Source organism: Paeniglutamicibacter cryotolerans (assembly GCF_014190875.1).
In the GTDB taxonomy this organism is placed as follows: Bacteria; Actinomycetota; Actinomycetes; order Actinomycetales; family Micrococcaceae; genus Paeniglutamicibacter; species Paeniglutamicibacter cryotolerans.
On the sequence record NZ_JACHVS010000001.1, the window covers coordinates 425,999 to 448,884 of the forward strand.

Here is a 22,886-nt window from a genome sequence, read left to right on the forward strand (position 1 = left end):
CCCGTCAACGCGATGCCCGCACCAAGCGCCCAACGCCCAACCGTTCACCGCATTTCTGCCACCCCCGGACCCCGCGTCCCGTGATCATCGACACGAGGCGTCCCCAATTCGATGTAATCTGACTCACAGGAAAACATTGCCGTTGGAAGGGAAACACCCCCGTGTCGGAAAGCCACACCCCCACACTCGATAACCTCTCGCACGAGTCACGCAAGTTCGCGCCCAGCGCCGAATTCGCCGCCCATGCCATAGCGAAGCAGGACCGCTACGATGCCGCGGCCGCCGACCGCCTGGGCTACTGGGCCGGCCAGGCCCGTTCCGTGTTGACCTGGGACACCGATTTCACGCAAACGCTCGACTGGTCCGCCGCGCCGGTGGCGAACTGGTTTGTCGGCGGCAAGCTCAACGCCGCGTACAACGCCCTGGACCGCCACGTCGAAAACGGACTCGGCGAGCGCGTGGCCATCCATTTCGAGGGCGAGCCGGGCGACACCCGCAGCTATACCTACGCCCAGCTCACCACCGCGGTGAAGCAGGCGGCCAACGCGTTCGAGTCCCTCGGCGTGGCCAAGGGCGACCGCGTCGCCGTCTACCTGCCGATGATCCCCGAAGCCGTCATCACCATGCTGGCCTGCGCCCGCATCGGCGCCATCCATTCGGTGGTCTTCGGCGGCTTCTCCGCGGACGCGCTGCGCTCGCGCATCGACGACGCACAGGCCAAGCTCGTGGTCACGGCGGACGGCACCTACCGCCGCAACAAGCCCTCGGCACTGAAGCCGGCGGTCGACGCGGCGCTGGCGGCACCGGGCCACAGCGTTCAGAACGTGCTCGTGGTCAAGCGCAACGGCCAGGACGTTCAATGGACCGAGGGCCTGGACAAGTGGTGGTCCGATGTCGTCGAGACAGCTGACACCGAGCACACGGCGGTCGCCCACGATTCCGAGCACCCGCTGTTCGTGCTCTACACCTCCGGTACCACCGGCAAGCCCAAGGGGATCGTGCACACCACGGGCGGCTACCTGGTCCAGGGCGCTGTCACCCACCGCGACACCTTCGACCTGCACCCGGAAACCGACGTGTTCTGGTGCACCGCCGACATCGGCTGGGTCACCGGCCACTCGTACGTCACCTATGCCCCGCTGATCAACGGCGCCACCCAGGTGATGTACGAGGGAACCCCGGACACTCCCCATCAGGGCCGCTGGTGGGAGATCGTTCAGAAGTACGGGGTCACCATCCTGTACACGGCGCCCACGGCGATCCGCACGTTCATGAAGTGGGGACGCTCCATCCCGGATTCCTTCGACCTCTCCTCGCTGCGCGTGCTCGGTTCCGTCGGCGAATCCATCAACCCCGAGGCGTGGATGTGGTACCGCGACGTGATCGGGACCAACGCCGGCAAAAACGGCGAGCGCAAGGAGCACCCGGCCCCGATCGTGGACACCTGGTGGCAGACCGAGACCGGCGCGCACATGATCGCCCCGCTGCCCGGCTTGACAGTGACCAAGCCGGGTTCGGCCCAGGTTCCGGTCCCCGGCATCGTCGTGGACGTGGTCGACGAGGCCGGCGTCTCGGTTGCCAATGGCGAGGGCGGCTACCTGGTCGTCCGCGAGCCGTGGCCGGGTATGCTGCGCGGCATTTGGGGTGACATGGACCGCTACCGGGAGACCTACTGGTCACGTTTCGAGGGCATGTACTTCGCCGGCGACGGCGCCAAGCGCGACGAGGAAGGGGACATCTGGCTGCTGGGCCGCGTCGATGACGTGATGAACGTATCCGGGCACCGCCTGTCCACCACCGAGATCGAATCCTCGCTGGTTGCCCACCCGCTGGTTGCCGAGGCGGCAGTGGTCGGCGCGAAGGACGAGACCACCGGCGAGGCCGTTGTCGCGTTCGTGATCCTGCAGATTGAACCCGAAGCAGGCGTGGACCCGGTTGAGGTGCTGCGCGCCCACGTCGGCAAGGAGATCGGCCCGATTGCCAAGCCGCGCACCATCCTGGTGGTCCAGGAGCTGCCCAAGACCCGTTCGGGCAAGATCATGCGCCGTCTGCTCAAGGACGTGGCCGAGGGCCGCGAGGTCGGCGACGCCACGACGCTGGCCGACAACACGGTGATGGCCCAGATCGTCGAGTCGATGCGCAAGTAGCCCTGCCTGCGGCGACTCCGCGTGCCTCACGGCCGGCCCGGTCCCGGAACCCCTTGATCGGAAAGGGGCTCCCGGACCGGGCCGTTACATTCGGGCACCGAGGGGCGCCGTTGTGTTTTAGTTGAACCATGACTGTTGATCCCCCCCGCATCCTGCTGGTCCTGAACGGACCGAACCTGAACCTGCTCGGGACCCGCGAGCCGGAGATCTACGGCCACGACACGTTGGCCGATGTAGAAGCGCTCTGCCGCGATGCGGCAGCCGCGGCCGGCTACGGGCTGGAATTCCTGCAATCCAACCACGAGGGCGTGCTGATCGATGCAATCCATGCCGCTCGCGGCACCATCGCCGGGATCGTGATCAATCCCGGCGCGCTGACCCATACCTCGATCGCCATCGCCGATGCCCTGTCCGGGGTGGAGCTGCCCGTCATCGAGGTCCACATCTCCAACGTGCACCGGCGCGAGGAATTCCGCCACCACTCCTTCGTCTCGGCCGTCGCCACCTCGGTCGTGATCGGTGCAGGGGTCAACGGGTACCGCTTGGCCATCGAGCAGCTGGCGTACCTGGGCGTCTAGGCGAGCGCCGTTTGCGCGAGCGTACGAAGCGATGCGGGATCGGTGCGGGCCCCAAGTCCCCGCCATCACCGTGCAGAGCGCAGCCCGCTGCCCGGCGGCCCGGGATCGAACCGCCGGGCACGGCACGGTGGAGCAGTCATGGGTGCGCGGTGCCTCGGGCGTTCGGGCGCGGCGTGACCTCGTCTCCTCGATGCAGGGCTCCGGCTCCTGACGGAAACTGGTTTTCGCCGCCGTTCGGCAGCCGGGGGTTTCCTGCATGCTGCGGCGGTTTCGTGGATTTCCGGCTCTGGCACGGGGACGAGGCCTGCACCGCGCCAGACAGCACCCGCTGCCCTGTTCCATACCGCGGCCCTGGCGTCCTTGGCTCCGGCAGAGAAGGTACGCCTCGCCGCTACCACGGCCAGGCTGCAGGCCGATGGGTCTCCAACGAGTCCTTCTTCGGGGAAGGGGGCCCAGACACCAGCGCCTCGGCTCAATACGATCCGTTCACGCTGGCGCTCAACGGGGGACCGCTGGCCCACGGCTCCGAATTAGACTGGTTCCCGACCTACCTCCGGCCGCTACCCGGTTCATGGTCCGCACCAGGCGAGTAGGCTACACCCGTTTCCGGACAATGGTCCGGGAGCAGGCCGCATCCGGTGCGATGGCGTCGAGCGGTCGTTTCAGACCCCGGCGGGTTCCTTGCCCGTCGGGCCCGACAGCTTTCGGATCAGGCCCAGTTCGGCCAGCCGGGGCTCGAGCAATCGGCCCCAGATCGGCATCCAGAGCAGCACTCCGGCGGAAGACACGAGGATCGCACCGATGACGTCGGAGGGGTAGTGCACGCCCAGGTAGAGCCGGGAGCATCCGACCACCGCCACGAAGACCGACCCTAACCCGAGCAGGATCCAGCGGCGACGGCCCGCAGTGGCCGACACCGCCACGATCGCCCAGACAATGGCAACGGCAAAGGCGGTGTGCCCGCTGGGAAAACTGTCAGCACCGGATTCGAGGATCAGTGCCCGGGTGGCGTCGCCCGGGGGACGTATCCGCGACACCCCGAATTTGCCGATTTCGGCACTGAGCCAGCCGATGCTGGCAGTGGAACCGAAGGCCAGCGCCTGGAGCGGACGACGCAGGAGGAAGGCCACCGCACAACACAGCACGGCCAGGATCAGCGCCCCGCCCACCGGGCTCAAGGCCGCGTTGATGCACAGGGCCAGGGCATTCAGCAGTGGATTGCGTTCGTGGCTCAGGGCGATATCCACGCCGAGTTCCGGGGCCAGCGGACCCGCTCCCTTGGCCACGATGCCGAGCAGCAGTGCGGCGGCGAACAGCACGATCCCGATGGGGGCCAGCCACCAGGCGGCGAAGCCCCGATGCAGGCCCGGGCGCGGACGGGTCATTAAAGTGGTCATGGACGCTCCCAAGCGCTGGATCGAAAAACGAGGACATCATACTTTGACATCGTCAGATGGGATTCAACTGGAAGAATCCTGGGTGTCAGTCGGGACGGTTGGCAAGGCCCCGCAGCGTGCGGAGGAGGTGGCATCAGGCGCCGGAATCGGCGCGCTCCCGGCGGCGCATCAGCTTACGCAGGACGCCCATTGACTGCCCGACCGAGACCTCGCCCAGATAAGCCCGGGTCACGGCGCTGCCGATAGCCGGCAGGGACGCCGAATCCGGGTACAACATGTACATCGGCACATACTGCGGTGCGAATTTCGCTTTGAATGCCAGCAGCGAGCGGAACCCGTATACGGGTTCCAAGGTATCTCCCAACCATTCCAGCAGCCGCTCCAGCACGACATCGCGGCCCGGGGCCCCCTGGCTGACTTCCCCGACCGGCACGGCCGATGCCAGCGGAGCCCCGGACAGGCTGGCGAACGCATAACCTTGGGACTGGAACCCCAGGGCGGCGGAGGCGATCAGGAACTCCATGGTGGGTCTGAAACCGTCGCGGCGCCGACGCATGAAATCCAGCGTCCATCCCGTAACCTCCCCCTGCGCATACACCGGCATCCAGGAAGTCAGGCCGTGTAACGTCCCGTCCCGGTCCAAGGCGATCAGTAGCCTGACTTCGGGATCGGCCAATTCCGCCAGCCCTCCGAGGGTGAATCCCATCTCGGGCATTTCCTGCTCGGCTACCCACTCCTCGGAGATCTCGTGGATCTGCTCACGGACTGCCAAGGGCTGATGCATGTAGCTTCCCCACTGCGCTTGGATCCCGGCCTTCTCGGCCTTGTTCAGGGCGGTGCGGATGTCCTGGAACTTCTTCCCGGCAAAGACCAGCGAACCCAGCGGCAACACGGTCTCCTCGGCCACCTTGACATGGCTCCAGCCGTAGTCGGAAGCTGCCTCCAGCACTCGTGCGGTCACCGAGTAGAAGCACGGGGTCCAGCCATTGACCCCGCAATGGGCGATGAAACCGTCTACGGTGGAACGCATTTCGGCCGCGGGTGCCACCGGATCCGCACTGGTCAGCGCCACACCCGCAATGACCCGGTAGGCAACGAACCCGGTGCCCTCGGGACTGAACCAATAGGAGTTCCCGTCCCAGGTGCTCATCCAGGACAGGTGTCCCCCGCTGCCGGAGATCAGCATTCCGCGCGCCCGGTCGCGGTCCCCGCCGTGCCCGGCATGGCCCGGGCGCAGGAACGTGGACAGGAGCCAGATGCTGGTCATCGTCCAGAACACTATGCCGACGCCCTCGTAGAGGATGACCGCCGGCACCGACTGCGGAACATAGTCGGGACCGATATCCAGGGCATAGACCACGGGCAGGAAGCGGTCGGGCAGGGAAGCGAATAATTGCGCGATGCCGGGAACCGGGCTGAATCCTTCGCGCAGCACCCAGCCGGCGCCCAGGTAAACCACGGAGATCCCAGCGCCGGACAACACGACCTTGCGGGCCAGGAGCAGGTAGGTGTGCGGAGGCGCCTGGACGGTGAACAGCCTCCGGGTGGCCAGCAGCATAATGAAGACCCCTGCCGGAACCAGCAGTGGCATGACCACGGCCTTGGCCTGCCGGTAGCTGGTGAAATCGTAGTCTCCCAGACCCTCGAGCAGGCCGGTGTGCGGCACCCAGGCCGGCACCACGACACCCAGGATGTAGATGACGGTGAGCGCGGTGATTCCGCCCTGCACCACCAGCGCTCCCCACCACGCGAAGCGTCGTCCACGGCGCAGCCCGTCGGAGAGCACCACCAGCAGGATCGAAGGTAGGATCGCGGTGAAGACGGCGCTGAGACCGGCGCGCTGCTGCAATTGCGCGGCGGCACACTCATTGACGTCGGCGGGATGCGAGCACAGGTAGGACAGGGTGGCCGGATCGACATCGAGGATATTGGTGCTCAGATAACGAAGCACTCCCAACGGGCCGACCGCGTCAGGAGACATCGCGGCAAAGACCGGGCCGATGGCCGTGGCCATCAGTACCACTGCGACCAGGACCCGGCCCTCGCGGCGGGAGATCATGAGGCGGAACCGTCGCGGTGCCCGGCCCAGCAGCAGCACGCCGATCAGCAGACCGGCCAACACCGCGCCCAGCCGCATCACCGCGCCGAGCGATCCGCCATAGAACACCGTGACCAGCACGAAGGCCAGCAGCCCGAGGCGTATCCGGCGCCGCCATAGCACCTGCATACCTGCGGTTCCGGCCATCGCGACCCCGCACACCAGCACCGAAATGCCCACCCGGGCATCGGCCGCAAGCACCCGGGACCAGTCGGGCATCGAACCGCGGATCAGCAGGACGAATCCAACGGCGCTGAACGCCCCGACCAGTTGGGTCACCAGCACTGCCACCAAGTAGCGCAGCGATCCCATCCGCCGTTCCACGGCGTAACCCACGAGCGCCAACAGGACCGTACCCACCACATAGCCGGCGAAACTGCCGGCCCAGAACAAGTGTTGGAGCAGAGCAAGCCAGTTTCCGCCAGGTTGTGCGGAAGAAAACATGAGGTGGTGGCGCAAGGCCACGGCCGACCTGCCCTCAACGGCATGGGTCAGGATACCGGTCGCCCAGTAGACGGCCAGCAGGATCGCTGTGACGGGGGCCCGGCGCCAATGCACTGCTCCGGAGCGTGAGCCGGCGAGCATCTGCCATAGCCCTTTCACTGCCGCCACGCTATGGGACCAGACCCAGGCGCTTGGCCAGGAAGTCCAGTCCGCCCCTCAGACCGATCCTTGCCGAAGACCAGGAATGCGCCTTACCCGGCACCTGAACGTCTTTGACGTGCATCCCGGAGGCCTTCGCCGCCGCTGCCATCACGGCCATGTCCGGCCCGTAGTGGCTGTCGTTGACACCGACGGAAAAATAAGCGGCACTGTGCGGGTAGGTCTTTTCCTGCAGCAGCGTCATCGGCAACACCGCTTCGAATCCGGCCGTGTCCGACCCGAAGGATGCGTTGATCGTCGTGGACTTGTTGGCCGAGATTTCCGGTTCCAGCTGCCCGGAGAGATCAATGATGTTCGGGTAGGTCCGCGGGTACATCGTGCCCATCTGGATGGCGCAGGTGCCTCCGAAGGAGAACCCGCCGAAGGCCCAGCGGCTATTATCTGGTTGCACATTCAAGTTCGCCTTGATCCAGGCAGGGACGTCCTTGGAGAGGTACGTTCCGGCCTGGGCGATCTTACTATCCATGCACATGGTGTTCGCCGAAGTGCTTCCGGTGGCATCGACGACCACGGTCACCGGGGCCAGCCCGTCGTGGTCCTTGGCAAATGCGTTCATGATCGGCGCCAGGTCCCCGGCATCCACCCAACGTTGCGGGCCGCCGGGCTGGCCTGCCACCAGCACGAGGACCGGAAGCAGCGGACGGTGTGCGGCTTCGTAGGCCGGCGGTAGGTAGACGATGGCCGCGCGGGCATGGAATCCCGAGCTGGTTCCCGGTATCTGGGCCTGGAAGAGCTTGCCTCGGGAGGGCAGACCGGCAGGGGCTCTCCACCGAGTCACTGCCGGTTGCCCGGCGGGAGCCGCGGAACTCTGCATCCCCTTGGCGTACTGGGAAGGAAGCGTCGGCAGGTTGACGTCGCTGGCGCCCAGCAGCGTGCCGAGGTTTACGTATTGTCCGAAATACGCGTTGATCTGGAGTCCGCAGAGCAGCAGTGCGCAGACCACTGCTATCGGGGTCAACGCCCGGCGCAGGGTCTTGGAGCCCTTCATGGCCCATCCACCGATCAGCACCGCAAAGATCCCCAGCCCGGCCCAGGCAATGACCGAGTTGGGCATCGGTTCGCCCAGCAGGCTGAACGCGTAAACCAGCAACCAGTGGATGCCGAAGACCAGGACGGCCGAGAGGACCGCGCTGATCAGGACCCGCAGTGCCCATCCGCGCCGAAGGCGCAGGATCAGAAAGATCAGCGAGGCAAGGCCCAGGACCCATACGGTTGTGGGCAGCCAGCCGCCCACGAGACTGATCTTGATGAGCGGATTCATGAGATTTCTTTCTATTTCGGCATCAGTAGGCGGCCATGCTACACGCCGATCACCGGAATTTGCCGTAGGGTGCGCCTACGGCTCGTTTCCGGTCAATACACAGCCATCTCACCGGATGGGCTCAGTGCGCGGAACATGCGCCGGTGTCCACTCCGCTGACCCGGCTGCCCGCCTGAACCACGACCGGTGCGATCTCCTGCAGCGACAGCGCATAGCCGACCTTGGCCTCGCCCTTGGCCTTGGCGAAAACCATGCCGACCACCTTGCCTTGAGCATCCAGCAGGGGCCCCCCGGAGTTGCCCTGGTGGACTGCGGCAGCCAACTGGTAGATCTTCAACAGCGAGGGGTGTTGCCCGTGGATGTCCTGCACCATGACGCTGCGCAGCGACTCCACCACCGCTCCCTGCGCCTTGAACGGACCGCCCGCGGGGAATCCCATGAAGGTTGCGTCGTCGCCCGGGGCCAGATCCCTGCCCAGGTCCAGCGGCGCCAGCGATAGCCCGGGAACGGTCAGGACCGCGGTGTCGGCCACTTCGTCGAAATACACCACGGTGGCGGGAAGCGCCCTCCCGTCCTGGGTGTTGACCACCGGGTCGTCGATCCCGGAGACCACGTGCGCGTTGGTCAATACCCGGTCATTGGCCGCCACGAAACCTGATCCGGACTGATTCACGCCACAGGCTAACGCGGTGCCGGTGATTTTCACGACCGAGGCCGCGGCCCGTTCAATCGCGCCTCCGAGGAGGACCTCGCCGGGCGCCGGCGCGTTAGACGTGGGCGCGAAGGGTTCAAAAAGCTCGGGGATGGTGTCGCCCATGACGATGGAGCGGGCCTGGGCGATGAAGGATTCGACGGGTTCGGGAGTGAGTTTCTTGATTGTCCCCAGGACCTGGGAGGAGGCAATCTGTTGGGAGATGAAGGGCATTCCCATGGTCGAGACGGAGTAGGCGATAGCCGAGATGACCAGCGATGCCACCACGGTATTCGCCACGCCACCTAGAATCCGATCGAAGGTGCGCAGCGCCGGAAGATTAAGCCACAGGCGGATGCGCCGTCCGATGGCGGCCCCGATGCCCTGTCCGATGAGGATCAGCACGATGGCGGAGGCAATGACCCAGAACAGCCGCCACCCGGGCGAAGCGACCCAGGTGGACACCAGCGGGATGGCGAAGAAGGCGGCGGTGCCGCCGGCAACGAAGCCGGCGATGGCCCCCAGCGTCACGAAAAAACCCTTGCGCAGGCCGGAAACCAGGAACCCCGCCAGCGAGATCAGCAGCAACAGGTCCAACCAGGTGAATCCAAAGAGCACGCCTCGACTCCCCACTGCGACCGGTGTTGCACCAACGCACGCGGGGGATAAATCGACCCGGTGCCCTTACCCTAATAGATTCTAGTTCAGGGCGGCACTGGTCCGCTGCAGTGTGGCATACGTCGGCTTCGGCAGCTCGATGTCCGCGATGCTAACCACATTTAGCGCCAAACGGGGTGTGGAAGGTGTCACATCGCCACCGACTACGGCACAATAAGATGAGCGCCAACGAAACTTGACAGGAGAATTCATGGACATCGAGGTATTGCGTCGAGCACCCCTCTTCGCATCACTGGGCGACGAGGTATTCGCCGCACTCACCGAGGAACTCACCGAGGTCGACCTCTCCCGCGGTGCTTCGGTCTTCCGCGAAGGCGATCAGGGCGACCAGCTCTACTTCATCGTTTCCGGCAAGATCAAGCTCGGCCGCACCTCGGCCGACGGCCGTGAAAACCTGATCGCAGTGCTGGGCCCGGGCGAACTGTTCGGCGAGATGGCCCTGTTCGACCCGAGCCCGCGCAACGCGACGGCAACAGCCGTTTCGGAAACGCGTCTGGCTGGCCTGCGCCACGAAAACCTCCGCAAGGTCATCATGACCAGCCCCGAGGTTTCCGTGCAGCTGCTCCAGGCTCTGGCCTCCCGCCTGCGTAGGACCAACGAGTCGCTGGCCGACCTGGTGTTCTCCGATGTACCGGGCCGTGTTGCCAAGGCCCTGCTGGACCTGGCAGACCGCTTCGGTCGGCCGGCGACCGACGGCATCCTGGTAGCCCACGAGCTGACCCAGGAAGAGCTGGCCCAACTGGTCGGCGCTTCCCGCGAGACCGTGAACAAGGCCCTGGCCGAGTTCGTGCAGCGCGGCTGGTTGCGTCTCGAGGCCCGTGCCGTGGTCATTCTGGACATCCAGCGCTTGCGCCAGCGCTCGCGCTAGCCACTGGATCCACGAACGACGATGGCGCCGTTGCTCCCCCTGTGCGGGGAAGCAACGGCGCCATCGTCGTCTGTACGGAGGGCGGGGCCGACCGGGGTCCGAACGGCTAGCGCCCGCGGGCCCTGCCGCCACCTTCGGTGGCCGTGCTGGTGGTGATGTCCAGGAAGTAGTGCCCACCTTGGGCCACCAGTTCCGGGTGGTAGCTCTTGAGCTCGCGCTTGACCGACAGGTAGGCCACCGTGCCGCGCGTGGAGGCGATCTTCTCCAGGATGACCTCCACTGCCGGGGTGGTCACCAGGCTCAAAGGAAGTCCGATGGTGTCTTGTGCACCCGCCTCGTCGCCCAGCGCGGTGGCGCCACGTTCGGCAATGACCTGCGCAGCCGGCATCCAGCCTGCCCAGATTCCCTTGCCGCGCAGCAGGCTGGGCGTCTGGCGCAGCGGCATCGCCGCTGCGAAATACCAGGTATCGAAACGCCGATGGGCAAAGCCCGGCGAGACCCAGTGCGAGAGCGGGCGCAGCAGGTCGGTGCGCAGCCCGAGCCCGCGCTTGGAGAGCACCGATTCGAAGGCCTTGTCCTGGCCGGCGACGGCCTCGCGGGCTGCCATCCAATCCTCGGACGAACAGTTCTCCACGACGGAGAGCACATCGTGTCCGGCGAGCAACACGCCGGTCTCTTCGAAAAGTTCGCGGATGGCGCAAACGATGTGCGCCCGCACCAGCCGGTGGTCGAGGATTCCGAGCCGTGCAGCCCATTCCGAAAGGCTGGGACCGAACCAGGGGACCTCGTCCTCGTCCGTCGCCTCGATGCTTCCGCCGGGGAAGGCGATGCTGCCCAGCGGGGAACCTCCGGGCCGATAGCCGAGATAGGTTTCCACGCCCGCGGCGCTGTCGCGGATCAGCACCACCGAGGAGGCACGGCGCGCGGCCCGTGGCGTGCGTGCCCCGAAGGCAACCCATGATTCCGCCGCATCGTATTGGGTCGGCGGAAGCGGGAAAAGCCGGCGTAGCAGGCCGGTGGATGGACGGTCGGGAACGGCGCCGGCTGCTGGGTCGACGCCGTTCCCGGGGAGCCCGGGGTTACTTGAACTCGGCAATCAGTTCAACCTCGACCGGGGCGTCAAGCGGCAGCACGGCGACGCCGACGGCGGAGCGGGCGTGGACGCCGGCATCGCCCAGGACCTTGACCAGCAGCTCGGAGGCGCCGTTGATGACGCCGGGCTGGCCGGAGAAGGTCGGATCGGAGGCCACGAAGCCCACGACCTTCACGATGCGGGTAATGCGGTCGAGGTCGCCGATGACCGCCTTGACGGCGGCCAGGGCATTGACGATGCAGACCTGCGCCAGCTCCTTGGCGGCGTCGGCATCGACCTGCGCGCCGACCTTTCCCGTTGCTGGGAGTTCGCCCTTAATAAAGGGGAGCTGGCCCGAGGTGTAAACGTGGTTGCCGCTCACGACGGCCGGGACGTAGGCGGCGACCGGGGCCGCGACGGCCGGCAGCTCGATGCCGAGCTCGGCGAGGCGTGCTTCTACTGCCGAGGTTCCTTGTGTTGACACGGTATTCTCCATTTTCCGGCGCTAGGCCTTGGGACGCTTGAGGTAGGCAACGGGTGCGTTGCCATTCGGACCGGGAACGACGGCGACCAGCTCCCAGCCGTCGTCACCCCACTGGTCCAGAATCGCCTTCGTTGCGTGAATGATGAGCGGTAAAGTCGCGTACTCCCATTTGGTCATAACCGATACGTTAGCCGTTCCAAGTAAACTGTTAGGCATGGCAGCTAGAAAGTCCCCCTTTTTTAATACGGCTACCACCCTGGGCAAGGTAATTGCCTTCTTCGGGGTGAGCGCTCTCTGTGGCGTGCTTACGGCGGGGCTGATGGTTCCCATCGCCTCCTTGGCCGGAAGCACGGCGTCGGTCGGAGTCGAGGTCTTTGATGCCCTTCCGTCGGATCTGAAGGGCGAACGGATCTCCGAGCCCTCCAAGATCCTGGCGAAGGACGGTTCGACGATCGCCACCTTCTACGCGGAGAACCGCACCCCGGTCCCGCTGAAACAGATCTCTCCCGCGATGCGCAAGGCGATCGTCTCCATCGAGGACGAGCGCTTCTACGAGCACAACGGCGTCGACCTGCGCGGCATTACCCGCGCCACGGTCAACAACATCACCTCATCCTCGCGCCAGGGCGCCTCGACGCTGACCCAGCAGTACGTGAACAACCTGCTGCTGAACGCCGATGAAATCAACGGTGTCAACAAGGCAGACCGGACGATCTCCGGCACCGACGGCAAAGACTACGCGGCAAAGCTGCGCGAGGTGAAGTACGCCCTCTCCATCGAGAAGGAAATGACCAAGGACCAGATCCTGGCCGGCTACCTGAACCTGGTGCTCTTCTCCGGGCGCAACTACGGCATCCAGGCCGCTGCCCAGCGCTTCTACTCGGTTGACGCCAAGGACCTGAACATCCAGCAGTCGGCGATGCTCGCCGGCATGGTTCAGCTGCCCAACGTCTACAACCCGATCACCAATCCCAAGACGAGCCTCAAGCGTCGCAACACCGTCCTGGCTGCCATGCTCAAGACAAACGCGATTACCCAGAAGCAATACGACAAGGCCGTCAAGACCCAGCTCGGGCTCAAGCCAAGCGAAACGAAGTCCGGCTGCATCGCCGCCGATTCGGCGGGCTACTTCTGCGACTACGTCACCAAGCTGGTCCTCTCCGACGCGACCTACGGCAAGACCGTCAAGGACCGCGAGAACCTGCTCTACCGCGGTGGCCTGAAGATCACCACCACGCTGGATCCGCGCCTGCAGAAGCAGGCTGAGCGCGAAACCCGCAACATGATTCCAGCCAACGACTCCTCCAACATCGGTGCGGCGATCGTCACCGTTGAACCGGGCAGCGGCAACATCCTGGCGATGGGCCAGAACAAGGACTACTCGCTGGATCCGGGCCGGCGCAACACGACTTACAACTTCGCCGTCGACCGGTCCATGGGCGGTGCCGGCGGATTCCAGGGCGGCTCGACCATGAAGCCGTACACGACCTTGGCCTGGCTCGAGGCCGGCCACCACATGTGGGACAAGATCCAGACCCCGGTGCGCACCTGGTCCACCTCCTACCAGTGGAAGGCCAGCTGCCTTCCGGGCGGCTCGACCAAAGTGGGCTCGCCCTGGAGGCCTGCAAACGCCGTGAAGTACCCGGGTTCAATGACCGTCGACTACGGCCTGCTCAACTCCGTGAACACCGCAACCATCGCCGAGGCTTCCCAGCTCGACCTCTGCGACATCACTAATGCCACTACCCGCCTGGGTGTGATGGACAACGGCAACAACATCGATCCGAAGACCGGCGAGGTCTCGAACTACGGCCAGCCGATCTCCGCGAAAAACCCCTCGTTCCTGATCGGTTCGGCACTCATCACCCCGTTGGCGCAGGCCACCGCGTTTGCTGCCTTCGCCAACGACGGGGAGTTCTGCGAGAACCGGGCCATCGAGTCGGTCGTCGACTCGGAGGGTAATTCCTTCAAGGTCAAGCCGGTCACCTGCCGGCAGGAAGTCGACCCGCGCGTCGTTGCCAACATGAACGGCACGATGACGAAGATCGCCAAGGAGAAGATCGTCCGCGGCGCCATCAACGCACCGATCGCCGGCAAGACCGGTACCAACAACGGCGCAAACTCGACCTGGTTCGTGGGTTACACCACGGGCATGGCTACCGCCGCCTGGGTTGGGCGTTGGGACAAGGACCAGCAGAAGAACACCTTCAACACCCCGATCAACGGCGTCTCCAGGGCATGGGTCGACTCCCACACCTTCGCCGGTCCACTGTGGGTCAACTACATGCGTCCCATCGTGAACCTGTACCCCTCAAAAAAGTTCGCTTCCCCAGATGCGGCACCGCGGCAGGCCCCGAAACCGGACCCTGCCAAGGCCAAGGCCAAGGCCGACAGCACATCGAACGACAACAGCCAGGCGAAGGACAACAGCCAGGCGAAGGACCGGGCCCAGGCGAAGCCCTCGGACAAGACCCGCGGAAACCGCCCGCCATCCCCCCCGGTCAAGAACACCGGTCAGTCGCAGGACAACGGCAAGGGCTCGAACTCCAAGCCCGGTACCGGCGCACCCTCGAAGGGTAACTAGCACGATGGGCGCCGGTTCGGCGTTATTGCATGGCCTGGGTCGCACGGCCCGCGCCGCTCTCCTGACCGCCGCTGCCGGCACCGCCGGTGCCGCGGCGGTGGTCGGTTACGGACTGGCCGAACGCAACAAGTTCGAGCTTCGCACCGAAACCCTGGCACTGCTGCCGCCGGGCTCCCCCGACCTGCGGATCCTGCACCTCTCGGACATCCATATGCTGCCCCAACAGGAGCTCAAGCGCCGCTGGCTGCATTCGCTGGCCGAGCTCGAACCGGACCTGGTCATCAACACCGGGGACAACCTCAGCCATGCCAGCGGGCTCGCCCCGCTGCTCGACGCTCTGGGTCCGCTGATGGCTTTCCCGGGCGCCTTCGTGCCGGGCTCCAACTGCTATTTCGCAGCCCGTCCGAAGAACCCGTTCAGCTACCTGAGAAAACGCCGCCATCCGTCGCGGCATTCGCCCGCCGATGCTCTGCCCTGGCCCCAGATGCACGAGGCCTTCGGCGCGGCCGGGTGGATCAACCTCACCAACCGCAGCCAGTCGCTTCCGGTCAAAGGAATCCGCCTTGACTTCAGCGGCGTGGACGACCCGCACCTGAACCTCGACCGCTTTTCCGGCTGGCCCGGCGGTTCCGCTTCCTCGGCCAATGCACCGCACCTGCGCATCGCTCTCGCCCATGCCCCCTATCAGCGGACCCTGGACTACTTCGCCGGCAACGGGGCGCAGGTCATCTTTGCCGGGCACACCCACGGCGGCCAGGTCTGCATCCCGGGATACGGTGCGCTGGTCACGAACTGCGACCTGCCGACCTGGCGGGCCCGCGGGCTGAGCTGGTGGGAGTACCGCGGCATCTCCGTGCCGCTGAACGTCTCCGCCGGCATCGGCACCTCCCGCTTCGCCCCGATCCGCATCGCCTGCAAACCCGAGGCCATTCTGGTCACACTCACGGCAGGCGATTGAACATTCCCAACCCCTTGCCGTAGATTAAGCCTGATTGCCCAAGGCAATCAGAACTGATCGGGGTTTGCCACGCATGAAGCAGTACCAGGCCGGGACGCGAGACACCGGACGCTCGAGCACCTCCAGCTGGCGCCGGCTGGGAGGGTTCGTCAAGCCCATCCTGCCCCGCCTCCTCATGGGCTTCATCTGCGCCATGGGCGCCGGCGTGGTGGCCCTGGCCATCCCACAGGTGCTCAGCTCCCTGGTCAATACCGTGCTCTATCCCGGCGGCGACGCAGCGGCACTGCGCAGCACCGTCCTGCTCATCACCCTGCTCGGCATCGCCGAGGCGCTGCTGGTCTTCATGCGCCGGGTCTTCGTGATCACCCCCGCCGCCCGGTTGGAAACGCAGCTGCGGGTCGGCTTCTTCAGGCACCTGCAACAGCTCCCCGTCTCCTTCCACGACAAGTGGGGCTCCGGACAACTGCTTTCGCGCTCGATGTCAGACCTCAGCCTGCTGCGGCGCTGGCTGGCCTTCGGCGCCGTCATGCTCGTGGTCGCCACGGTGACGGTGGTACTCGGCCTGGCCCTGATGTTCTCCAGCAACTGGGTCCTGGGCGCCATCTACCTGGCCGGGGCGGTGCCGATCACCGTGCGCGCCTATCGTTTCCGCAATGTCTTCCGCACAGCCAGCCGGCTCTCGCAGGACCAGGCCGGCGACCTCGCCACCGCGGTGGAGGAATCGGTCCACGGCATCCGCGTCATCAAGGCCTTCGGCCGCTCCCGGCATATGCTCGACGGATTTGCGCGCCAGGCCCACGAGCTGCGCAGCACCGAGATCGGCAAGGCCCGCTCGCTCTCGAACTTCCTGGCCTTCGTGGTGTCGGTTCCCCAGATCACCCTCGCGCTGGGCCTGCTGGCTGGCATCTGGCTCACCGTCCAGGGCCAGCTGACCGTCGGCGGCCTGGTTGCCTACTTCGCCACGGCAGCCGTCCTTGCGGGACCGGTGGAAGGCATCGGCATGTTGCTGGGCATGACGCTGACCACCAAGACCGCCCTAGACCGGCACTTCGAGGTACTCGACGCCCCCAACACCATTGCCTCCCCCGCCGCCCCGATGGCCCCGGTGCGCCAGCTCGGGGCCCTGGAGTTCCACGACGTCACCTACTCCTACCCCGAGGCTCCGGCTGGCGGCATCCCGGTACTGCGCGGGCTGAATCTGCGGCTTGAGCCCGGCGAGACCATGGCGCTGGTCGGCGCCACCGGCTCGGGCAAGTCGACGCTGCTGCAGCTGGTGCCCCGGCTCTACGAGGCAACCTCGGGCGCCGTGCGTATCGACGGGGTCGACGTGCGCGACTACGATCTCCGCGTGCTGCGCTCCGTCGTGTCCGTCGCCTTCGAGGACACCACGCTGTTCTCCGCCTCGATCAGGGAGAACGTGATGCTCGGAGCCCAGCCCGAACCCGGCCGCGACCCCGAGCAGGTGCTCGCCGAGGCCCTCGAAACGGCGCAGGGCGGCTTTGTCCATTCCCTGCCCGAAGGCCTGGACACGGTCATCGGCGAGGAGGGCCTCTCGCTCTCCGGCGGCCAGCGTCAGCGCCTGGCACTGGCCCGGGCCATCGCCGCGCGGCCGCGGATACTGGTGCTCGACGACCCGCTCTCTGCGCTCGATGTGAACACCGAGGAACTGGTCACTGCCGCGCTGCGCAGGGTGCTGGCCGGAACCACCACGCTGATCGTTGCCCACCGCCCCTCCACCGTCGCGCTGGCCGACCGCGTGGCCCTGCTGCGCGACGGGGGCATCGAAGACGTGGGAACCCACGCCGAACTGCTCCACCGCAGCGAGCACTACCGACACATCATTTCCAGCCCGGCACCCTCGCCCTCCCTCGAGGACCTGCTCGAAGAAACGGATTCGAAGGCATGAGCACGGGATACGGCGTTTCCAACGAAGACGACATCGACTTGGGCAAGACCGAGCGCCTGCGCGTGCGCCGACGCTCCATGGCCCTGCTGGCCTCGCTGGCCTCCCCGCTGCATCGGATGCTCTGGCTGACGGTGGTGCTCGTGGTCATCTCCAACGCAGCCCAAGCCGCCTTCCCGCTGGTCATCGCGTGGGCCATCGACTGGGCGCTGCCCGCCCTGATCTCCAACAACCCGGTCCCGCTGGGCATCGCCTCCGGCGCGTACCTGGTCTCTGCCGTCATCGCCGGGGTGCTGCTGGGCTGGTACAACCTCTGCACCGCCAAGGTCAGCCAGGCCATGCTGCTTGACCTGCGCCTGCGCGTGTTCCGGCACACGCAGCGGCTCAGCCTGGAGTTCCACGAGAAATACACCTCAGGACGGATCATCTCCCGGCAGACCTCGGACCTCGAGACGCTGCGCGAGCTGTTGGACCAAGGAGTCTCCCAGCTGGTCTCGGGCATCTTCTTCATCCTTTTCACACTGATCAGCATCTTCGTGCTCGACTGGCGCAGCGGGCTGATAGCTACGGCTGCGGGCATCCCGATCACCGTGCTGTTCATCTGGTACCAGAAGCGTTCCGAACTGGTCTACCGCGAGTCCCGGGTCGTTTCTGCCCGGCTGATCGGCTCGTTCGTGGAGACCATGACCGGGATCCGGGCCGTCAAGGCCTTCCGCCGCGAGAGCGCGAACGACGAGTCCTACGCCCGGCTGGCCGGCGAGTACCGGGAGAACTCGATCCGCTCGATCAACCTGTTCGGCGTGCTGCAGCCGGGCTTGGTACTCATCGGCAACCTGACTGTCGCTGCCGTCCTGCTCACCGGCGGCTTCCGCGTGCTGGACGGCTCACTGGCCGTGGGCACGCTGGTGGCGCTGCTGCTTGCCTCCAAACGGGTCTTCCAGCCGGTGGAGAACATCGCCATGTTCTATTCGTCGCTGCAGGCGGCCACCGCTGCGCTGGAGAAGGTCTCGGGGCTGCTCGAGGAAGATCCGGGCGTCGTTGAGCCTGAGCACCCGGGGCGGCTCGAGGTGGCGCACGGTGCCATCGATTTCACCGGCGCTGTCTTCGGCTACGGCGACGGGCCGGTGGTGATGGAGCGCTTCGACCTGAGCATCCCCGCCGGGCAGACGGTTGCCGTGGTCGGCCCGACGGGGGCCGGCAAATCGACCCTCGCCAAGCTGATCGCCCGCTTCTACGACCTGCGTTCGGGATCGCTGACGCTGGACTCGGTGCCGATCAGCCAGTTGGCCAACGCCGACCTGCGACGCCACGTGGTCATGGTGACCCAGGAGGCGTTCCTCTTCTCCGGCTCGGTGGGCGAGAATATCGCCCTCGGCCGTCCCGGGGCCTCGGACGAGGAGATCGTCCTGGCCGCCCGGGCCGTCGGCGCCCACGAATTCATCTCATCGCTGCCCGAGGGCTACGACACCGACGTGAACAAGCGCGGCGGCCGGGTCTCGGCCGGACAGCGCCAGCTGATCTCCTTCGCCCGCGCCTTCTTGGCAGATCCGGCGGTGCTCATCCTGGACGAGGCCACGTCCTCGCTCGACCTGCCCAGCGAGCGGGCGGTCCAGCGCGGGCTGGAAACGCTGCTGGGCAACCGCACGGCGCTGATCATCGCGCACCGGCTCTCCACGGTGGAAACGGCGGACCGCGTGCTGGTGGTCGATGGCGGGAGAATCGTCGAGGATGGAAGCCCGGCCGAACTGGTGGCCGCCGGAGGGCGTTTCGCCCGGCTGCATGGTGCTTGGAAGGACTCGTTGAGTTGAGCTCAGGAAGCCGGCCAAACCCCTAGCTAAATACTTAACACATGAAGTAAATTCAGTGTGTACCCGTTAGTCAAACGCGGCTGAGGTGCGGCTAAGCAATTCAGATAGCCGTCCCGGTCCACAATCCAGGAGTGTCAGTGGGCATCAAGTTCGGTGAGAAACTACGCAAGGCGCGCATCGATAGCCAACTTACGCAATCGCAATTGGGTGCCGGAAAGTACTCAACGAGCTACATTTCACTGCTGGAAACGGGAAGTCGCGAACCCACCCAGGAGATCATCGACGAGCTGTCGGCACGGCTGGGCATGGACCGCGAAACCATGGACTCATGGAATACCCCGGTCTCCCGGGACGAGGCCGAGTACGTGTTGCTCGAGCACCGGGCACGGCAGTCCTTCACCGCACGCGAATACGCCGACGCCGAGGCGACAGCCACCGAGGCCGCCCACATAGCGCTGCGGCTGAAGAACTCCAGCGCCTGGTGGAACATGATGTTCCTGCGCGCCGAATCCCTGCGCGACCAGGGCAAGCTGCAGGACTGCCGGGATACGGCCCTGGAAATCACCACCCACCCGCTGACCGGCGAGTCGGTGGCGCTGACGGTGCGTGCCGAAACGCTGCTGGGCAACGCCTACCTTGGCCAGGGCAAGCTGCACCTAGCGGTCGAACACGCGCTCAATGCCGTGGAGAACGGGCGTGCGCTGCCGCCGGACTCGATGATCTACATCTCCGCGCTCTTCGTGCTCATCGCCTCGCTGGCCGAATCGGGCCAGCTCGAAGCGGCCTGGGAACACTGCGCCGCGCTCGGCGCCGCAGTGGCGGACGGGGCTCCGCGGCAGACGGCGGGCAACGCCTATTGGGCCATCGGAAACGTCGCCTTCAAGCGCCAGGACATCGCCGCCGGACTCGAATACCACCAGCTGGCCAGCGAGCGGCTCCTTCCCGCCAGCGACCTGGAGCTGTGGGCCAGGTTCAACAAGGCCTCGGCCTCGATGCGGCTCAGCGCCGGCGTGATCGACCCGGGCACGTTGGCCTGCATCGAGAAGGCCGAGCTGGCCATGAGCATCATCGACGAGGACCGCGGCAACGACCTCGACCTGGTCCTGATCCGCGCGCGCTGGCTGCACCTGAACGGCAAGCCGGACCAGTCGCTGGAGCGCATTGAATCGGTCTCCGGGCGCAGCGCCGAGATGTCCAGCCTGCAACTGGGCGAGATCCAGCTGCTCACGGCCCGCTGCCTGGTATCGCTCGGGCGCGGCGACGAGGCCATGGGCCATCTGACCCGGGCCCAACAGACCTTCGCCACCGCAGGCGCCCCGAACCGGGCCTCGCTGGCCATCGAGCTCGCCACCGAGCTGCGCGCCTCGATCAGGTAGCCAGCGGACAAAAGGCCCCTGCCCACCCAACCGCCGGGGTTGGGTGGGCAGGGGCCCCGGGTGGGCGCCAGCGACTCAGGCGCTGAAGGTGCGCCCGGTCAGCCGCTCGTAGGCTTCCACGTAGCGGGCGCGGGTGCGCTCGATGACATCGGCCGGAAGCGCCGGCGGCTGCAGCCCCGATGCCTTGTCCCACCCGGAGGCGTCGGAGGTCAGCCAGTCGCGCACGTACTGCTTGTCGAACGACGGCTGCGCCTGGCCCGGCGCGTAGGTGGTGGCGTCCCAGAAGCGCGAGGAGTCCGGGGTCAGCACCTCATCGCCCAGGGTGATGGTGCCGTGTGCATCGACACCGAATTCGACCTTGGTGTCGGCCAGGATGATGCCGCGTGTCCGGGCGATCTCCTCGGCACGCGAGTACAGGCTCAGGGTCAGCCCGGCCAGGGCGTCGGCATTCGCCGCACCGATGCGCTCGATGGTCTGCGCGAAGCTGATGTTCTCATCGTGCTCGCCGACCTCGGCCTTGGCAGAGGGCGTGAAGATCGCCGGGTCGAGGCGTGAACCGTCAACCAGGCCGCCGGGCAGCGGCAGCGAACAAACGGTCTGCGATGCCTTGTACTCGAGCAGGCCGGAGCCCGTGAGGTAGCCGCGGGCGATGCACTCGATCGGGAACATGTCCAGCTTCTTGCAGACCATGGCGCGGCCAGCCACGGCATCCGGGACGTCGGTGGAGATCACGTGGTTGGGGATGAAGTCCAGCTGCTCGAACCACCACTGGCTCAGCTGCGTGAGCACCTTGCCCTTATCCGGGATCTCGGATTCGAGCACGTAGTCGTACGCGCTGATCCGGTCGCTCGCCACGACCAGGACGCGGTCCGAGGCATCCATGCTCTCCCCGGCCGGCACGTAAAGGTCACGGACCTTGCCCGAGTAGACGTGGTCCCATCCGGGCAGGACCAGGGTCTCGGTCTGGAAACCGGCCATTAGTAGTTTCCTCCGGTCAGCACGATCTGGCCGTTGGCGGCCTTCAGTGCGATGTCGGTGCGGTGCTGGGCACCCTTGAAGCTGATGGCCTCCACCCCGGTGTAGGCGGTGGTGCGAGCCGAGTGCAGGTCAGTGCCGAGTCCGACGACTGCCAGCACGCGCCCGCCGGCGGTGACGACGTTGCCCTCGGCGTCCGATGAGGTGCCCGCATGGAGTACCGAGACGTGCTCGAGCGCCTCGGCCGCGTCGATGCCGGTGATGACATCGCCCTTGGCCGGGTTCTCCGGGTAGTTCGCCGCGGCCATGACCACGCCGACCGCCGTCTCGTTGCGCCAGTGCAGCTGTTCGGCGTCATCGAGCGTGCCCTGGGCCGCCGCCAGCAGCAGCGGGCCCAGCGGGGTGCGCAGCCGGGCCAGCACCGCCTGGGTCTCCGGGTCGCCGAAGCGCGCGTTGAATTCGATGACGCGGATGCCGCGGCTGGTCAGGGCCAGGCCGCAGTACAGCACGCCGACGAACGGCGTGCCGCGGTTTTCCATGTCTCGGATGGTCGGGTAGGCGACGCGCTCCATGACCTCGTCGACGAAGCCGGCGGGCAGCCACGGCAGCGGGCTGTATGCGCCCATGCCACCGGTGTTCGGTCCCTCGTCGTTGTCGAAGATGCGCTTGAAGTCCTGGGCCGGGGCCAGCGGGACCGCATGCTTGCCATCGGAAATCACGAACAGCGAGACCTCGGGTCCGTCGAGGAACTCCTCGATGACCACCGTGCCGCCTGCTTCGAAGCAGACATTCGCGTGGGCCAGGGCCTCGGCGCGGTCGGAGGTGACCACCACTCCCTTGCCGGCGGCCAAGCCGTCGTCCTTCACCACGTACGGGGCACCGAACGCGTCGAGCGCGTCTGCTGCCTCGGCCTCGGTGGTCGCGACGCGGGCCATCGCAGTGGGAACCCCGGCCTCGGCCATCACCGACTTGGCGAAGGCCTTCGAGGCCTCCAGCTGGGCCGCCGCCTTCGACGGGCCGAAGACCGCGAAGCCGGCCGCCGTGAGCACGTCCGAAACGCCCGCTGCGAGCGGGGCTTCGGGTCCGATGATCACCAGCTCCGGGGACAATTCCCGGGCCAGGGCCAGCACGGCCTCCGGGTCCTGGGCGTCCACAGCATGGACGGGAACGTCACGGGCGATGCCGGCGTTGCCGGGCGCGCAGTGCAATTCGCTAACGTAGGGGTCCGCCATCAAAGCGCGGATCAGGGCGTGTTCGCGGCCGCCGGGGCCAATAACGAGTACCTTCACGAGACTTAAGCCTACCGGAGGCGCGCCGACCGATCCCGTTTGCTACAACGGCCCCC

17 protein-coding genes are annotated in these 22,886 nt (G+C 66.3%); 8 read left to right on the top strand and 9 right to left on the bottom strand.

What is annotated here, in order from left to right; genetic code table 11:
* The first annotated feature begins 161 nt into the window (after window positions 1-161).
* Window positions 162-2,147, top strand: a complete 1,986-nt coding sequence (gene acs / locus E9229_RS02145; RefSeq protein WP_183509617.1) for an acetate--CoA ligase — start codon at window positions 162-164, stop codon at window positions 2,145-2,147.
* A 128-nt stretch (window positions 2,148-2,275) separates the two neighbouring features.
* Window positions 2,276-2,725 (top strand): type II 3-dehydroquinate dehydratase, encoded by a 450-nt coding sequence (aroQ, locus tag E9229_RS02150; protein ID WP_183509618.1) that lies wholly within the window; start codon window positions 2,276-2,278, stop codon window positions 2,723-2,725.
* Between the two features lie 662 nt (window positions 2,726-3,387).
* On the opposite strand, the gene E9229_RS02155 is transcribed toward aroQ, so the two are convergent.
* The 4 genes from E9229_RS02155 to E9229_RS02170 all read right to left on the bottom strand — a co-directional run bounded on the left by E9229_RS02155 (window position 3,388) and on the right by E9229_RS02170 (window position 9,453).
* Window positions 3,388-4,122: a phosphatase PAP2 family protein gene (locus tag E9229_RS02155; protein ID WP_183509620.1), complete on the bottom strand. Its 735-nt coding sequence runs from the start codon at window positions 4,120-4,122 to the stop codon at window positions 3,388-3,390.
* 133 nt (window positions 4,123-4,255) lie between these two features.
* Window positions 4,256-6,805: a DUF2156 domain-containing protein gene (locus E9229_RS02160; protein WP_183509621.1), complete on the bottom strand. Its 2,550-nt coding sequence runs from the start codon at window positions 6,803-6,805 to the stop codon at window positions 4,256-4,258.
* 28 nt (window positions 6,806-6,833) lie between these two features.
* Entirely contained in the window at window positions 6,834-8,144 is a 1,311-nt protein-coding gene (locus E9229_RS02165) for an alpha/beta hydrolase (protein WP_183509623.1), read from the bottom strand.
* A 121-nt stretch (window positions 8,145-8,265) separates the two neighbouring features.
* A complete protein-coding gene (locus tag E9229_RS02170; RefSeq protein WP_183509624.1) occupies window positions 8,266-9,453 on the bottom strand; it encodes a MarP family serine protease in 1,188 nt (395 codons plus the stop codon).
* A 250-nt stretch (window positions 9,454-9,703) separates the two neighbouring features.
* On the opposite strand from E9229_RS02170, the gene E9229_RS02175 reads away from it, so the two are divergent.
* The gene (locus tag E9229_RS02175; RefSeq protein WP_183509625.1) at window positions 9,704-10,381 is read left to right on the top strand and encodes a Crp/Fnr family transcriptional regulator; all 678 of its coding nucleotides are present in this window, start codon (window positions 9,704-9,706) and stop codon (window positions 10,379-10,381) included.
* A 106-nt stretch (window positions 10,382-10,487) separates the two neighbouring features.
* Here E9229_RS02175 and E9229_RS02180 read toward each other — a convergent pair whose 3' ends face one another.
* From E9229_RS02180 to E9229_RS02190, 3 genes are all read right to left on the bottom strand, one after another.
* On the bottom strand, window positions 10,488-11,393 hold the full coding sequence (locus E9229_RS02180) for an NUDIX hydrolase (RefSeq protein ID WP_183511816.1): 906 nt from the start codon (window positions 11,391-11,393) through the stop codon (window positions 10,488-10,490).
* 67 nt (window positions 11,394-11,460) lie between these two features.
* Window positions 11,461-11,937, bottom strand: a complete 477-nt coding sequence (locus E9229_RS02185) for a RidA family protein (RefSeq protein WP_312855575.1) — start codon at window positions 11,935-11,937, stop codon at window positions 11,461-11,463.
* Between the two features lie 21 nt (window positions 11,938-11,958).
* A complete protein-coding gene (locus E9229_RS02190; protein WP_183509628.1) occupies window positions 11,959-12,114 on the bottom strand; it encodes a hypothetical protein in 156 nt (51 codons plus the stop codon).
* Window positions 12,115-12,151: 37 nt separating this feature from the next.
* On the opposite strand from E9229_RS02190, the gene E9229_RS02195 reads away from it, so the two are divergent.
* The 5 genes from E9229_RS02195 (at window position 12,152) to E9229_RS02215 (ending at window position 20,566) form a co-directional block, all read left to right on the top strand.
* Window positions 12,152-14,521: a transglycosylase domain-containing protein gene (locus E9229_RS02195; RefSeq protein WP_246380312.1), complete on the top strand. Its 2,370-nt coding sequence runs from the start codon at window positions 12,152-12,154 to the stop codon at window positions 14,519-14,521.
* Between the two features lie 4 nt (window positions 14,522-14,525).
* The gene (locus E9229_RS02200) at window positions 14,526-15,479 is read left to right on the top strand and encodes a metallophosphoesterase (RefSeq protein WP_183509631.1); all 954 of its coding nucleotides are present in this window, start codon (window positions 14,526-14,528) and stop codon (window positions 15,477-15,479) included.
* A 73-nt stretch (window positions 15,480-15,552) separates the two neighbouring features.
* Window positions 15,553-17,385, top strand: coding sequence for an ABC transporter ATP-binding protein (locus E9229_RS02205; protein ID WP_183509633.1), 1,833 nt, complete (start codon window positions 15,553-15,555; stop codon window positions 17,383-17,385).
* A complete protein-coding gene (locus E9229_RS02210) occupies window positions 17,382-19,190 on the top strand; it encodes an ABC transporter ATP-binding protein (protein ID WP_183509634.1) in 1,809 nt (602 codons plus the stop codon). Before E9229_RS02205 ends, E9229_RS02210 begins: the two co-directional genes overlap by 4 nt.
* Before the next feature lie 137 nt (window positions 19,191-19,327).
* Window positions 19,328-20,566 carry a helix-turn-helix domain-containing protein gene (locus E9229_RS02215; protein ID WP_183509635.1) on the top strand — a complete coding sequence of 413 codons (1,239 nt, stop codon included), beginning with the start codon at window positions 19,328-19,330 and terminating at the stop codon, window positions 20,564-20,566.
* Between the two features lie 75 nt (window positions 20,567-20,641).
* Here E9229_RS02215 and E9229_RS02220 read toward each other — a convergent pair whose 3' ends face one another.
* Window positions 20,642-21,544, bottom strand: a complete 903-nt coding sequence (locus E9229_RS02220; protein WP_183509636.1) for a phosphoribosylaminoimidazolesuccinocarboxamide synthase — start codon at window positions 21,542-21,544, stop codon at window positions 20,642-20,644.
* The gene (gene purD / locus E9229_RS02225; protein WP_183509638.1) at window positions 21,544-22,830 is read right to left on the bottom strand and encodes a phosphoribosylamine--glycine ligase; all 1,287 of its coding nucleotides are present in this window, start codon (window positions 22,828-22,830) and stop codon (window positions 21,544-21,546) included. Before purD ends, E9229_RS02220 begins: the two co-directional genes overlap by 1 nt.
* Window positions 22,831-22,886 lie beyond the last annotated feature (56 nt).

What these genes read in the sequence shown, in the direction of transcription:
- aroQ (WP_183509618.1), top strand. Translation starts at nt 2,276, where the DNA reads ATGACTGTTGATCCCCCCCGCATCCTGCTGGTCCTGAACGGACCGAAC.
- E9229_RS02155 (WP_183509620.1), bottom strand. Translation starts at nt 4,122, where the DNA reads ATGACCACTTTAATGACCCGTCCGCGCCCGGGCCTGCATCGGGGCTTC.
- E9229_RS02160 (WP_183509621.1), bottom strand. Translation starts at nt 6,805, where the DNA reads ATGCTCGCCGGCTCACGCTCCGGAGCAGTGCATTGGCGCCGGGCCCCC.
- E9229_RS02165 (WP_183509623.1), bottom strand. Translation starts at nt 8,144, where the DNA reads ATGAATCCGCTCATCAAGATCAGTCTCGTGGGCGGCTGGCTGCCCACA.
- E9229_RS02175 (WP_183509625.1), top strand. Translation starts at nt 9,704, where the DNA reads ATGGACATCGAGGTATTGCGTCGAGCACCCCTCTTCGCATCACTGGGC.
- E9229_RS02190 (WP_183509628.1), bottom strand. Translation starts at nt 12,114, where the DNA reads ATGACCAAATGGGAGTACGCGACTTTACCGCTCATCATTCACGCAACG.
- E9229_RS02195 (WP_246380312.1), top strand. Translation starts at nt 12,152, where the DNA reads ATGGCAGCTAGAAAGTCCCCCTTTTTTAATACGGCTACCACCCTGGGC.
- E9229_RS02200 (WP_183509631.1), top strand. Translation starts at nt 14,526, where the DNA reads ATGGGCGCCGGTTCGGCGTTATTGCATGGCCTGGGTCGCACGGCCCGC.
- E9229_RS02205 (WP_183509633.1), top strand. Translation starts at nt 15,553, where the DNA reads ATGAAGCAGTACCAGGCCGGGACGCGAGACACCGGACGCTCGAGCACC.
- E9229_RS02210 (WP_183509634.1), top strand. Translation starts at nt 17,382, where the DNA reads ATGAGCACGGGATACGGCGTTTCCAACGAAGACGACATCGACTTGGGC.
- E9229_RS02220 (WP_183509636.1), bottom strand. Translation starts at nt 21,544, where the DNA reads ATGGCCGGTTTCCAGACCGAGACCCTGGTCCTGCCCGGATGGGACCAC.